We start from the raw sequence: 13,528 nt of genomic DNA on the forward strand, positions 1-13,528 counted from the left end.
CGCGAAATATAGTGATTTCGCCTGTGTACATATCTCTCAGTTCCACACTATATACCACATACAAAAACATTTCAATTATCAATACGAGTGGAGAATTGCACCATGGAGTTCACCAGACGAAATCTGATGGCGACGTCGCTGGCGGCCTCACTCGGCGCCAGTGTGGTCGGGACAGCGAGTGCGGCGGAGGTAGAGGAGTCAGACACACCCCGTGCGCCGAGCGTCAAGGGGTCGCTCAAGCGGTTCTCGACGACCGCGTTCGGCGCCGAGATGACGGGGCCGTTCGTGTTCGCCGACGGGACGCCACTGTACAGTCTCCAGCATCCGAGTCGGGAGAACGAGGCACCCTTCGACAAGGCCGGAATCGGCTACTTCAGCGGGTTCCAGTTCGACCTCGACGGCAACAACGACGACTTCGACGAACTGCCGACGCCACAGACGGAGGACGAACAGCGGCAGGTCCGTTCCGGCAACGGCGACTACGTCCTGCTCGCACAGGAGGAAGACGAGATCAACGGCGGGGCGGAGCGACTCGGCGTCGCGCAGACCCCCGACGGGACCGACATCACGCAGGACAACTTCGTCGGCACCCAGTACGGTGACGCCGCGTACAACCCCGACTGCAACCAGTTCGTCGCGACCGACGACGAGGGGACCGAGGGCTACCTCTTCACGAACTGGGAGAACAGCCCCGGCAACGTCTCGCGGATCCCGCTCAGCCAGGACGACAACGGCGAGTGGAGCGCCGACCTCGAGAACGCGATCAACCTCGCGAACACGGACGCGCTCCGCGAACTCGGCGGGACGCGGATCAACTGCTACGGCAACCTCAGCCCGTGGAACACGATGATCTCCTCCGAGGAGAACTACGCACATCCACGGGTGTCGCTGACTGCGACGGTGGGGGACGTCGTCGAGGCGGGGTCCGGGAAAGGCATCGCCGGGGCCGCACAGTTCTGGAACCGGCCGAACCCGTCGGAGATTCAAGACGCCGTCGACGACTACTACGGCGACGAGTCGTGGTCCATCCAGGGGTACTGGGCACTCGACGGCGTCGAGTTCCTCGCGTACTACCTCGGGGCCGAACGGGTCGACCAGCCCGAGGAAGGGTCGGAGACCACCACGTACCCCATCGGCGACGTCTATCCGAACCCCTATCGCTACGGCTACCACGTCGACTTCCGCGACGCCGCGGCCGACGAGCCCCAGCCGGTGAAGTACTACGTGATGGGTCGGGCCGCCTGGGAGGCGCCGGACGTCCAGAGCGACGAGAAGACGGTCTACGGCTGTTCGGACGGCGACAGCAAGGGCATCTACAAGTTCGTCGCCGACGAACCGATCCCGAGCTACGACGACCCGATGGACGTCGCCGGGACGCTCTACGCCCCCAAGATCACCAGTCCGGAGGCCAAGCAGCGACTCTCCCCCGCGAACGTCGCCCTCGACGTCGAGTGGATCGAACTGGGCCACGCGAGCAACGCGGAGGCCGAGGAGTGGATCGCCGAGTACGACGACGTCACGCAGGTCGACTACCTCGAAGCGCACGCCGAGACCGACTGGGAGGAGGACCGCGCGGCGGCGCTCGAAGAGGCCGACAAGGAGGTCGTCGAAAACGGCAATCAGAACTACATCACAGACGCGGAGATCGTCGAGTGGGCCGAGCAGTACGCCGAGGACGGCCCCGACGGCGTCGACGAGGAGCTCCGAAAGATTCCGTTCCTCGAGACCCGGGCGGCCGCCAAGGAGATCGGTGCGTCGATCGAGTTCAACAAGGCCGAGGGCGTCGACAGCGTCGACGGCGCGGGGCCGGGCGACTTCGTCTACTTCGGCATCTCCGAGTTCAACGACGACCTCGCCAACGACGTCGGCGACGTCCAGATGGACCGCGTCGACGGCGGCGTCGTCTACCGGGCCGAACTCGAACCCGACTACAACGTCTCGACGCTCGAACCGGTCATCGTCGGCCCTGACTTCACCGACCCGCCGGAGGACGCCGACGACGCGCTCCGCAACGTCGACAACGTCTACGTGATGGACGACGGACGCGTCCTCTGCTGTGAGGACGGGTTCGGTGGACCTGCCCGTTCGTACCCCAACGACTGTATGTACGTCTACCAGCCGAACGTCCAGGTCGACGTCGGGTCTCTCGCCGTCAGGAAGGGAGCGACCGGAACCACCGACCTGTACGCCTCGTCGCTGCCGCAGGGCGTCTCCGGTGGCCGAGTCGACGTCACCGTCTCGGACCCGGCGGTCACGACTATCACCGGCGTCTCCTTCGCCGACGGCCTGTCGCCGACGAACTGTACCATCACCGGCGACGGGTCGCGAGCGATACTGCGGTTCGCCGACGCCGAGGGGAACGTCCAGCCCGGCGCGAGTCGCGCCACGCTCGCGACGCTCGAACTGGAAGCAGAGAGCGTCGGGAGCGCCGACCTCGACGTGGAGATCAAGAAGATGGACGACGAGGGCGGCGACGCCATCGACGCGAATGCCCGCAGCGGCGTCGCCGTCGTCGGTCCGCAGGGGCCGCCGGCCGTCGGCGACGGTGAGCAACCGACCGACCCCGACGGCGACGGTCGCTACGAGGACGTCGACGGCGACGGCCGCGTCGACTACGACGACATCGAACTGCTGTTCGAGGAGTTCGACTCCGACGCCGTCCAGCAGAACGGTCCAGCCTTCGACTTCAACGAGAACGGCAAACTCGACTACGACGACCTGACGACGCTGTTCGGCGAGGTCGACTGAGGCGTCGAGTCGGACGACGGGAGGAGACGTCGTCTCGGCCGACTGAGCCGACCGCGGCGTCGGCCTCCGCGTCCGTCACCCCGACCAGGCACCGCAGCGCGAATCACCGGCACGACCGGGACCACCCCAGCGACACGCAGACGAGGGCACATCCAGATGGCAAACACAGAGCAGATGTCGAGATCAGAGACCCCACCGACCACACCGGAAGACGAGACAGTGTACCGCGACTACATCCTCGACGTTCGGATCGTCGAACACCGGTCGCAGACCGACGGCGACGTGCAGTACCGGTTCGAGGCACCTCACCACGAGGGATGCAGCTTCGACGACCCCGAGGTGGCCGAACTGTACGCCGACGTCTACTTCGACGTCAACGGCTTCGAGGAGGCCGGAACCGGCGACCGCGGCGTCCCGCCGACGATCATCCAGGCGGGCCGCGACACGCTCGTCGCGTACCTGTTCACCCAACCGCACACGGACGTCTACTGGCTGGCCTCCTTCTACGGCGAGAAACCGGAGAAGATCCAGCGGTACATCAACCGCGTCGAGAAGCGAGCGACAAAGATTCGGGAGGGGGCGAGAGAACACGGGATGGAGTAGACGGGCGTCGAAAGCGGGGTGACGGCGGAACGTCGAGAGCGAGAGTCGTCACCGACGACGGCTTGCTCTTCTCGAACCTCAGACCGATGCGCTGACCGTCGTCAGTGCCGACAGTCTTCGATACTGAACATACCGACTCCGGTGTCGGTGACCGACGTCACCGACGGCGACTCGCTATGTTCTCTTCGGCCGTCTCGGAACTCACCAACTCGTACAGCAGCGCCCGCCCGCCGTCGGCTTTCGGGCGGAGCACCCGCCCGAGTCGCTGGGTGAACTCGCGTTCGCTCCCGCTGCCCGAGAGGACGACGGCGACGTTGGCGTCGGGGACGTCGACCCCCTCGTCGAGGACGTTCGCCGCCACGACCCGGCTGTACCGACCCTCTCGGAACCGTTCGAGGATCTCGCGGCGCTCCTTCGCACCCGTCTCGTTGGTGATCGCCGGGATCAGGAACCGCTCGGAGAGTCGGTAGACCAGTTCGGTGTGCGCCGTGAAGACGATGACGCGGTCCTCGCGGTGACGGTCGAGAATCGCACCGAGTTCACGCACCTTCTCGTCGGCGTTGAGCATGATGTCGCGGGCGCGTTGCTTCGCCAGCAACGCCTCGCGAGCACGCGGGTCGTTGCCCGAGCGCATCACGAGTTTCTGGTAGTCGCTGCCGCTCTGCAGCGAGAGTCCCGAGGTACGGAGATAGTCGACGAACGTCCCCTGTGCCTCCTCGTAGCGTTCGCGCTCCGCGGAGGTGAGTTCGACCTCGACGCGCTTGATGTCGTACGGGGCGAGATGCTCCCCTGCCAGGTCGTCGACGTCGACGTCGTACACCTTCGGGCCGACGAGGTCCGAGACGGTCTCGTGGGCACCGTCTGGGCGTTCGAACGTCGCCGTCAGCCCCAACCGGGCTGGGGCAGCGAGCAGCCGCCCGATGTCCCGATACCCCTCACCGCCGAGATGGTGGACCTCGTCGAAGACGACGAAGCCGAAGTCGCCGCCGACTTCGTCGGCGCGGAGGTACGCCGAGTCGTACGTCGAGACGGTGATCGGCTCCTGGACCTGCTCGCCGCCGCCGAACTGGCCGATCGGGACGTCGAACTCGGCTTCCAGTTCGCGTCGCCACTGTTCGAGCAGGTCGACGGTCGGGACGACGACGAGCGTCGGCACCGACAGCGCCACGATGGCGGCGACGGCGATCACCGTCTTGCCGCTGCCGGTCGGCAGTTCGAGCACTCCACGTTCGCCCGCGTCGCGCCAGGCGTCCAGCGCGTCGCGCTGGTACTCCCGGAGGTCGTACGACGTCGACAGCGAGAGCGACGCCGCGGGGAGCACGCGGTCGTCGACGTCGGCGCCGCGCTCGCCGAGGACGGCCCGGAGGAAGGCGTACCGGTAGGCCGGCGCACGGGCCGTCCCGCTCCGGGCGTCGATCTCGACGCCAGGGAGGTCTGCGAGCGACTCGACGTCGCGGTCGACGGCGTCGAGTCTGAGCGTGCCGTTCTCGAACGAGAGCCTCACTGTCACTGGCGGGTCGTTGGACACACGGAGATTTGTGCGTTCCGACACCAGTCGGTGTGGAGACGGATGGAGAGATGACGCGCGATGTGGTGGGCGGCACGTCAGAGAAGACGTCGCGGTGGTAGTCGGATCACACCGCGAGGCGATCGTCCACTCCGTCGTAAAATCCCGAAGTTCCCGAACTCTCAAACCGTTCGCCCGCGATTGAAGACGTATGAGCGACGAGATGCCACAACCGGTTGCGACGTTTCTCCAGAACGCAGAATCGGTCTACGACGAGTACGACGAGGGGTACATCGACCCCGACGCCGCGCTGTCAGTGCTCGGCGACCACATCACCGAACTCCGGGACAGTTACGAAGACTGACTTCCTCCCACGACTTCGTGGGATTTCTCCTCGACAGCGTGTAAGCGCTGGAACGCTACTCCCCGATGAGACCGCGGATATGCTCGACGTACTCGGCGAACGCGGCGTCGGTTCGCTCGCGCGGCCGAGCGAGGTCGACGTTGACGACTTCGCGGACGCGACCCGGGTCGGCGGCCATGACGACGACACGATCCGAGAGCGTCACCGCCTCTTCGACGTCGTGGGTGACGAACAGCACCGTCTTCTGCGTCTCCGACCAGATGCTCAGCAGTTCCGCGTGGAGCATGTCGCGCGTCTGGGCGTCGACCGCGCCGAACGGTTCGTCCATGAGCAGCAGTTCCGGGTCGACGGCGAGCGCGCGGGCGATGCCGACGCGCTGTTTCATCCCGCCGGAGAGCTCCTTCGGATAGGCGTCGGCGAAGTCGCTCAGGCCGACGAGATCGAGCATCTCGCGGATTCGTCGCTTGCGCTCGGTCTTCTCGACGCCCTGCTCTTCGAGGCCGAAAGCGACGTTCTCTCGGACCGTCCGCCACGGGAACAGCCCGTACTCCTGGAAGACCATCCCTCTGTCCGTCCCCGGCCCCTCGACGGGGGTGCCGTCGAGTCGGACCGCGCCCGACGTCGGCATCTCCAGACCGGCGATGAGGCGGAACAGCGTCGTCTTCCCACAGCCGGAGGGGCCGACGATGCAGACGAACTCGCCGTCCCCGACGTCGAAGTTCACGTCCGCCAGCGCCTGGACGGTCTGGCGCTCCGACTCGTAGCGTTTTCCGAGGCCGTCGACGTCGACTTTGCGGGTCGGCCGTCCGTTCCGGTCGGTCTGTCGATCTTCGAGACTCATGCTCTCCACTCCAGAACGTTCCGCTCGACGCGTCGGAACACGCCGTCGCTGACGAGGAACACCGCGCTGATGACGAGCATGTAGGCGACCGAGACGTCCATCGAGAGGTTCTGTGCGGCGTTGATGATCTGGAATCCGACGCCCGGCGCGCCGAACAGTTCGGCGGCGACGACGATCATCCAACACTGCCCGATGCTGGTGCGGATGCCGGTCATGATCGACGGCGAGGCGGCCGGCAGGACGACCTTCCGGATCATCGTGAGATCGTCGTCGACGCCGAGGCTGGCGGCGACCTCTTTCAACTCCGTGGAGACGCCCTCGACACCCGAGGAGGCGTTGTAGAAGTTGATCCAGAACGCCCCGATGCCGACGATGAACGCCGCGCCGTTGTGGTTGACGCCGAGCCAGATGATGGCGAAGGCGATCCACGCCAGCGGCGGGATCGGCCGCAAGACGCGCGTCACGGGCGTGAACGCCGCGTCGAGCGTTCGACTCCACCCCATCGCGACGCCCGCGGCGACGCCGAGGACGCTCCCGACGAACAGCCCGGGGACGTAGTGATAGAGGCTCTCGACGAGTTTTACGGGCAGTCGAGTCGCCGGAATCTCCAGTCCGAGGAGCGGGAGCGTGAACGTCGCCGGGGCGGTGAGTTCCGTCGCGAACGCCTCGACGACGGCCAGCGGCGTCGGGAGGAGGATCCCGCCGACGGCCATCGCGCCGAGTTGCCAGACGGCGAGGAACGCGAGCGTCCCGAGCGCGCCCAGCCCGGCCCGGCGACCGTCGAACTCGTTGCCCAGGAAGCGTGCGCCGAGCGAGTCGTCGGTGTCGGTGCCGGCGGTTATTCCTCCCACGCCGGCAGTGCTACTCTCCTTGCTCATAGCGAGTCGTAGACGCTGTAGTCGAACAGCTGGTCGACGGACAGTTTCTCGTCTATCTTCCCGGCGCGGGCGGCGTACTCGCTGAAGATCGTCGCCCCCTCCTCGATCTCGTGGGGGTCGGTGATGAACGCCGAGGCCGGCGACTCCATCGCCTTCCGCGCCGTCTCGGCCGGGAGCGCCTCCTCGCCGATGACCGTCGAGGCGTGTTTGGCGGCCGTATCGGGGCTGTCCTGCGTGAACGCGGTCGCGCGCTGGTGTTGCTCGACGAACGTCTTGGCGATCTCGGGGTTGTCCTTCCGGAGTCGGTCGTGCATCAGCGTCACGGCCGCAGGCTGGCCGGGCATGAAGTCACCCGCCCACGCGATCGACTGGAACGGCGCACCCCGCGACTCGATCACCGTCGGGACGGGTTCCATGATGCTCGTCCCGTCGATCTTTCCCGAGAGCAGCGCCTGCCGAACCGGCCCGGCCCCGCCGAGCGCCGTGATGTCGACGTCGTTGTCGGGGTCGATCCCGACCGTCTCCTCGAGCCAGTATCGCAGCAGAATGTCCGGCACCGACCCCGGCGGGAAGGTGCCGAACGTGAACTTCCGTCCCTTCTGTTCTTCGAACTTCGCGAACGCCTCCGTCCCGTACTCTTCCCACATACCGGCAAACTCGTCGGAGGCGAGAATCTGCATGGCGTCCCGGATGTTAGCGGCGGCGATCTTCGAGGGGATCCCCTTGTCCATCACGATCATCGCCGGGACGATACCGAACATCATCACGTCGAAGTCGCCCTTCGCCGAGGCCTGTACGATGCTCGGACCGTCGGAGAACAGTTTCCCCGAGACGTCGACGGAGAGTTCGTCGAAGTACCCCTCCTCCTGCATCACGAAGTACTGCATGTCCGGGTAGATGGGCATGTACGCGACGTTGAGTTCGTCCAGCCCGCCGCTACTGCCACTACCGAGTGCGCCGGTGCAGCCGGCGAGACCGCCGGCGATGCTGACCGCACCAGCCGATCGTAAGAAGTGTCGTCGAGAACGTGTCGCACTACCGTTGCCTCGCGTCGTCATTGTCCGGAGTAGACGCTCGGTACTTAATCCGTACTCGCCTCCGGTAACTGTCATTGCAAAACTGTTGTATCGGGGAAGTCGAGTTTTCGCGCTCGTTAGCCCATCGAAGCACTGATTAGCGGACAATCGACTGTTGCGACCGTCATAGCTATAGGCAACACTATCCCCATAACCGGCAACATTGGTAACCATTCTGAGAGATACTCCGTGTCACCGTCCCACAGGTGGCAAGAACTATCTCGGCGGCGGACGCGGGGTAGCGTATGACGACGTTCTCCAATCGCGTCGAGCAGATCTCCATCAGTGGCATCCGCGAAGTGTTCGAGGCAGCGGGCGACGACGCCATCAACCTCGGCCTCGGCCAACCGGACTTCCCCGCGCCGGAACACGCCCGTGAGGCTGCCGTCGACGCCATCGAGGCGGGGAAAGCGGACGCCTACACCGAGAACAAGGGGACGGTCGAGCTCCGCGAGGCCATCTCCCGACGCTACAGCGAGGATCTGGACCTCGAAATCTCACCCCACGACGTCATCACCACGGCGGGTGGGAGCGAGGCGCTCCACCTCGCGATGGAGGCGCACGTCGACGAGGGGCAAGAAGTCATCTTCCCCGACCCCGGGTTCGTCGCCTACGATGCCCTGACCAAACTCGCGGGCGGGAAGCCGGTGCCGGTGCCGCTGCGGGAGGACCTTACAATCGATCCCGCGGCCATCGAGGAGGCGATCACCGAAGACACCGCGGCGTTCGTCGTCAACAGCCCCGGCAATCCGACGGGTGCGGTGTCACCCCGCGAGGACGTCGAGGCGTTCGCCCGCATCGCCGACGAACACGACGTGCTCTGCATCTCCGACGAGGTCTACCAGCACTTCGTCTTCGACGGCGCACACTACTCGCCGATGCAGTTCGCCGACTCGGACAACGTCGTCGTCGTCAACGGCTGTTCGAAGGCGTACTCGATGACTGGGTGGCGACTCGGCTGGGTCACCGGTTCCACTCGCCGCATCGAGCGGATGCTTCGCGTCCACCAGTACATCCAGGCGTGTACCTCCGCGCCCGCCCAGTTCGCCGCCGAGGCCGCGCTTTCCGGCCCGCAGGACGTCGTCCAAGAGATGAGCGACACGTTCGAGGAGCGCCGCGACCTCGTGGTCGACGGGCTGGAGGAGATGGGTCTCGACGTGCCGACGCCGAAGGGGGCGTTCTACGTGATGCCGAAGGTGCCCGAGGGGTGGGTCGACGAGTGTCTCTCCCGCGGCGTCATCGTCGTCCCCGGCGAGGCGTTCGGCGAACACGGCGAGGGGTACGCACGCCTCTCCTACGCCACGAGCACCGAAGAGTTAGAGGAGGCGCTGGCGATCATGCGCGAGGCGACCGAAGCGGTGCGGTAGGGCGGTCCGTCGAGACGGAACGACGTCCGGAGACGACGTCGGACTGACAGCTGTGAGTCCCTTCCCGCTCCCCTCTATTTCACTCCACCGAGTCCCCCTCGTCGGGTAACCACTGATCTTCGGCGTCGCGTGCTATCGCAACGTGGCCACGTAGCGAGCCGCCGGAGCACACCTCGTTTCCGCTGAAATATCCTGATCGTTCAGGTTCGTCGCAGACCGCCTCTGGTTGGCGAGCGGTCGGTCGACACGCGGTCGAACGGTCGAGTCGACGACGAGTCCCGCGTTCGGTTCGGGAGACGACGCTCAGTCCGCGATAGAGGGCTCCGGGTCGCGGTCGATCTCCTCGTTCATCAGCGCGATGAGACTGGTGTAGGGGACGAACGCGAGGAACACGTCGTCCTCGTCGTAGAGATCTGCGCCGTGTTCGGTCAGTTCGTAGTGGTCACACTCGATATCCCCGTCCGGGAAGTGCGCGCGGAACATGGTATCGTATAGACAGTCGAACTGCATGAATGTGGTGCTCGGTGACACGCCACGATGGTTCAGCTCGCCGTGCTCACGATCTTGACGACGTCGCCCTCCGCGAGGACGTGGTCGTCGGAGATACGACGGTTCGATCTCGCGTCGACCGCATGCAAGTAGCCCTCGCCGATGTCGGAGTGGACGGCGAAGGCGAGGTCCTTCGGCGTCGACCCCCGTGGGAGGAGGAAGGCGTCGGGGAGGACGTTTCCGGTCCCGTCGGTCCACTTCGACTCGTTCTGGACGGGGTAGGCGGTGACGTGGTCCAACAGGTCGTAGACCGCCGTGTCGAGCGCCTCCTGGACGCCGGTGCCGCCGTACTCGGCCATCACCTCGCGGATCTGTTCGAGTCCCTTCTCCTGCGCGTCGCTGAGATCGCCCGCGATCTCGAAGTCGGGGTCGCCGGGGTCGTAGTCGACGACGCCCGCCTCGACGGCTTTCCGGAGGGCGAGTTCGCCGTCGGCCGTCGCCGGGATGACCGGTTTTCCCGTCTCGCGCAGGCGCTCGACGTTCTCCTCGGGGGCGACGTCGGCCTTGTTGGCGACGAGGATGATCGGTTTGGTCCGGGCGCGGACGTCGCGGGCGAGTCGCTCGCGGTCCTCGTCGGACCACTGCAGGGGGCTCTCGGGATAGTCGAGGTCCCGGAGGCTGGCGGCCACCTCGGCCTCGGTCGCGCCGAACCCGGTGAGCAGTTCGGTCAGCGCGTCGTCCATGTCGAACTCCGGCGACCGGGACTTGCGTTCGACGGATTCCCAGTTGCGGTCGATTATGCCCGCGAGCCACTGGTCCATCTCCTCCTCGACGAAGTCGACCTCCTCGACGGGGTCGTAGGTGCCGACCTCGACCGGTTCGCCCTCTTCGTTCGTCCCGCCGGAGGCGTCGACGACGTTGATGATGACGTCCGCGTTCGTCAGCGCGTCGAGGAACTGGTTGCCGAGACCGCGCCCCTCGTGTGCGCCGGGGACGAGACCGGCGACGTCGAGCAGTTCGACCGGAACGTAGCGCTTTCCGTCGTGGCAGTTCTCGTTGCCGCAACGTTCCTCGCGAGCGAGACAGGGACAGTCGGTACGGACGTGCGTCACCCCGCGGTTCGGGTCGATCGTGGTGAAGGGGTAGTTGCCGACGTCGACGTCGGCCATCGTCGCCGCCTTGTAGAACGTCGACTTGCCCGCGTTCGGTTTCCCGGCGAGCGCGATAGACAACATACCCCTCAGTTCATCGGGTCGGTTGTAAGTCGTTTCCGGTGTATCGCCAGACTGTGCGCTCGCCGGTGACGCGATGATCTCCTCGGACCAGAAGTTCGATCCGTTCATCGAGCGGGTCGCGCTCGAACCCGACAGCGCTAGGGAGTAGCGAAAGTCTTCGTATTTTCTAACGTGACAGATCTATCGTCCGACGAAATCGGTGTGGCCGATAGAGAGGGTGTATCTTTCACAGCGGCACCGTCGGTTCCGTCACATCGGCACTGAACTAACTGCGAAGTAGGATGTGCAAATGTAGTGTGAAGAGCCGTGGTACCTTGACCCTCGGAAAGGTTATCCCTCATCCAACCCACTGTTTGTTTGTAATGGCAAACGGTAAGGTTGATTTCTTCAACGACACAGGCGGCTACGGTTTCATTTCGACTGACGACGGCGACCTCGACGACGACGAAGACGTGTTCTTCCACATGGAAGATGTCGGCGGCGAAGACCTCACGGAAGGTACTGAGGTCGAGTTCGACATCGAGTCCTCGCCCAAGGGGCCTCGCGCAGCGAACGTCGTTCGGCAGTAATACTGAGTCACAACTGTCGTTCATAGCGACAAGACAACGATATCGATTTTTCAGACGGTTACACGCCCGAGCTGACGCTATCTGCCTACTCTGTACTGAGCGGTTCAATTCGCTCGCATCGCGTGCTGACCCGGTGACCGACTTGCGCTCTCTATTCAGCACGAGCTACTCGTCAGTCCCAGAGAAGGACGACAGTCGAACGTATAGGGACTTCTGCCGATCCTCAGAGGTCGAGCAGGTCGTCGACGGTCGACCGGAGGTCGCCGTCGGCGGCGTAGGCGACGGCGAGCTCGTGGACGGTGAACCGCCCGGAGTGGTGAACGCCCTGGCTCGCGGCGTACTGCGAGAGCCAGTCGTCGAGCGCGCGGTCGAGTAACGACTGTTCGACCGGCGAGAGCGCGTCGTCGCTCGCTCGGCGAACCTCGATGTACAGTGAGACGATCGGTTCGACGCCAGCCGTGAGACACTGCCGTGGGTCGTCGCGGGCGGGGTCGAACGACGCACACTCACGCTGTGTCCGTTCGACGAGTCGCGCCACGATCGGCCACCGCGCCGAACGACTCACCGTCTCCACTCCCTGCTAGCCGTTCGCATACAGTACGCGACAGCGTTCGAGCGGTCGGATATAAAGACGGTCGGTTTAGATTAAGTTTCTCGCTCGGCGTCCTGGGCGGACTTCTTGCGGACGAGTTTCATGTCACCACTGGCGCGAACGGTGCCGTCGACGGTGCCGCCGTCGTACAGTCGGAGGTCGCCACAGGAGACGTCGCCAAGGACGCGCGCGCCCTCTTCGACGGTGACCGACCCGCTCCGGGTCGTCACGTCACCGTGGACGCGCGTGCCGGAGCCGACGGTGATGTCACCGCGGGCGCGGAGACTGCCGAAGATGTTGTTGTCCTCGCCGACCGTGATCTCGGAGGCGCGGATGTTGCCGTGGAGACGACAGCCGTCGCCGATGGTCGCCGGCGTCGAGACGCGCCAGGCGTCGTCGGAGACGCTGGCCCCGCGGGGGATCACCAGCGGCGAGACGTCGTCGTCCTCGTCGTCGGAGAGTGCGGTGGCGAGTTCGTCGGCGGCGTCCTCTTCGCCGATGCGGAGCAGTTGCGAGAGGACGATGAAGTAGAACACGAGCGTCGGCACCGGGTTGCGGATGACGATCCAGCCGTTGGCCTCGAAACCCTCGTCGATGTCGACGTCGTCGCCGATGTCCAGATCGCCCGAGACCATCAGGCGGCCGTCGATGGAGACGCGTTCGCCGAGGTAGGCGTCCTCGCCGACGAGCACGTTGCCGTCGACGGAACACCAGACGTCGAGTCGGCAGTCGCCCTCGGCCTCGATCCCGCCGCCGAACTGGACGCGTTCGCCGGCGATGACGTTCCGGCCGCGGACGCCGAACTCGACCGTCCCCTGCCCGCCGACGATGACGTCGCCGTCCGTGACGAGGTCGTGCTCCTCGACGGTCGTCCCGTCGGGGATGCGGAGTTCGTCGAGTGGGTCCTGACCGAGTGACACAGGCCGAACCTGTACGTGACACCTAATAAACGGCGCGCAAGACGCTCGTCAGACGAGCGCCGAAACCGCGTCTCGCTGGTGATGTCCTTTTATAGCAGGCTGTGCTACGAGCGACTATGACTGCTCTCTCGTTCGACGACGATGGCGTCGACGTAGTCTACGAAGGAACCGAGTTCCGACTGGAGAAAGCGCTCATCGAGGAGGCGACCCAGAAGTCCTACCCGGACGTCACCGACCACGACGTGCTGAAGATGGTCGAGAAGAACCCCGAGTTGACCGGCGAACCGCGTCGCGTTCAGGATATCCTGAAGTAGTCGCACGCTGCACTCTGTCGGTATT

The 13,528-nt window shown here is 65.2% G+C and carries 14 protein-coding genes; 6 read left to right on the forward strand and 8 right to left on the reverse strand.

The window, feature by feature from the left end; all coding sequences use genetic code 11:
* Nucleotides 1-126: 126 nt before the first annotated feature.
* A complete protein-coding gene (locus tag BSG17_RS13010; protein ID WP_089824769.1) occupies nucleotides 127-2,748 on the forward strand; it encodes an alkaline phosphatase PhoX in 2,622 nt (873 codons plus the stop codon).
* A 174-nt stretch (nucleotides 2,749-2,922) separates the two neighbouring features.
* Nucleotides 2,923-3,351: a hypothetical protein gene (locus BSG17_RS13015; protein ID WP_089824771.1), complete on the forward strand. Its 429-nt coding sequence runs from the start codon at nucleotides 2,923-2,925 to the stop codon at nucleotides 3,349-3,351.
* 157 nt (nucleotides 3,352-3,508) lie between these two features.
* On the opposite strand, the gene BSG17_RS13020 is transcribed toward BSG17_RS13015, so the two are convergent.
* Nucleotides 3,509-4,861, reverse strand: a complete 1,353-nt coding sequence (locus BSG17_RS13020) for a DEAD/DEAH box helicase (protein ID WP_089824772.1) — start codon at nucleotides 4,859-4,861, stop codon at nucleotides 3,509-3,511.
* Nucleotides 4,862-5,069: 208 nt separating this feature from the next.
* On the opposite strand from BSG17_RS13020, the gene BSG17_RS27040 reads away from it, so the two are divergent.
* Entirely contained in the window at nucleotides 5,070-5,222 is a 153-nt protein-coding gene (locus BSG17_RS27040; RefSeq protein ID WP_170864801.1) for a hypothetical protein, read from the forward strand.
* A gap of 55 nt (nucleotides 5,223-5,277) precedes the next feature.
* Here BSG17_RS27040 and BSG17_RS13025 read toward each other — a convergent pair whose 3' ends face one another.
* The 3 genes from BSG17_RS13025 to BSG17_RS13035 are packed head-to-tail and all read right to left on the reverse strand — an operon-like array spanning nucleotide 5,278 to nucleotide 7,999.
* Nucleotides 5,278-6,063 (reverse strand): ABC transporter ATP-binding protein, encoded by a 786-nt coding sequence (locus BSG17_RS13025; protein WP_089824774.1) that lies wholly within the window; start codon nucleotides 6,061-6,063, stop codon nucleotides 5,278-5,280.
* Complete coding sequence (locus tag BSG17_RS13030; RefSeq protein ID WP_089824776.1) at nucleotides 6,060-6,941, reverse strand: ABC transporter permease; 882 nt, start codon at nucleotides 6,939-6,941, stop codon at nucleotides 6,060-6,062. The genes BSG17_RS13025 and BSG17_RS13030 overlap by 4 nt, the downstream gene beginning before the upstream one ends.
* Nucleotides 6,938-7,999, reverse strand: a complete 1,062-nt coding sequence (locus BSG17_RS13035; RefSeq protein WP_089824778.1) for an ABC transporter substrate-binding protein — start codon at nucleotides 7,997-7,999, stop codon at nucleotides 6,938-6,940. Before BSG17_RS13035 ends, BSG17_RS13030 begins: the two co-directional genes overlap by 4 nt.
* A gap of 263 nt (nucleotides 8,000-8,262) precedes the next feature.
* On the opposite strand from BSG17_RS13035, the gene BSG17_RS13040 reads away from it, so the two are divergent.
* Nucleotides 8,263-9,384, forward strand: a complete 1,122-nt coding sequence (locus BSG17_RS13040; RefSeq protein ID WP_089824780.1) for a pyridoxal phosphate-dependent aminotransferase — start codon at nucleotides 8,263-8,265, stop codon at nucleotides 9,382-9,384.
* 303 nt (nucleotides 9,385-9,687) lie between these two features.
* Here the strand turns inward: BSG17_RS13040 and BSG17_RS13045 are convergent, their stop codons facing one another.
* Nucleotides 9,688-9,867, reverse strand: a complete 180-nt coding sequence (locus tag BSG17_RS13045; protein WP_089825073.1) for a hypothetical protein — start codon at nucleotides 9,865-9,867, stop codon at nucleotides 9,688-9,690.
* Nucleotides 9,868-9,926: 59 nt separating this feature from the next.
* Entirely contained in the window at nucleotides 9,927-11,108 is a 1,182-nt protein-coding gene (locus BSG17_RS13050) for a redox-regulated ATPase YchF (RefSeq protein ID WP_089825075.1), read from the reverse strand.
* A 362-nt stretch (nucleotides 11,109-11,470) separates the two neighbouring features.
* Here BSG17_RS13050 and BSG17_RS13055 point away from each other — a divergent pair, with 362 nt between their 5' ends.
* Complete coding sequence (locus BSG17_RS13055; protein ID WP_008418277.1) at nucleotides 11,471-11,677, forward strand: cold-shock protein; 207 nt, start codon at nucleotides 11,471-11,473, stop codon at nucleotides 11,675-11,677.
* A gap of 223 nt (nucleotides 11,678-11,900) precedes the next feature.
* Here BSG17_RS13055 and BSG17_RS13060 read toward each other — a convergent pair whose 3' ends face one another.
* Nucleotides 11,901-12,242: a DUF8055 family protein gene (locus BSG17_RS13060; RefSeq protein ID WP_139246608.1), complete on the reverse strand. Its 342-nt coding sequence runs from the start codon at nucleotides 12,240-12,242 to the stop codon at nucleotides 11,901-11,903.
* An 80-nt stretch (nucleotides 12,243-12,322) separates the two neighbouring features.
* Entirely contained in the window at nucleotides 12,323-13,189 is an 867-nt protein-coding gene (locus tag BSG17_RS13065) for a polymer-forming cytoskeletal protein (RefSeq protein WP_089824783.1), read from the reverse strand.
* A gap of 116 nt (nucleotides 13,190-13,305) precedes the next feature.
* On the opposite strand from BSG17_RS13065, the gene BSG17_RS13070 reads away from it, so the two are divergent.
* A complete protein-coding gene (locus tag BSG17_RS13070; protein ID WP_089824785.1) occupies nucleotides 13,306-13,503 on the forward strand; it encodes a DUF5800 family protein in 198 nt (65 codons plus the stop codon).
* Nucleotides 13,504-13,528 lie beyond the last annotated feature (25 nt).

Origin of the sequence: Halogranum amylolyticum (genome assembly GCF_900110465.1) — an archaeon.
Classification (GTDB): domain Archaea; phylum Halobacteriota; class Halobacteria; order Halobacteriales; family Haloferacaceae; genus Halogranum; species Halogranum amylolyticum.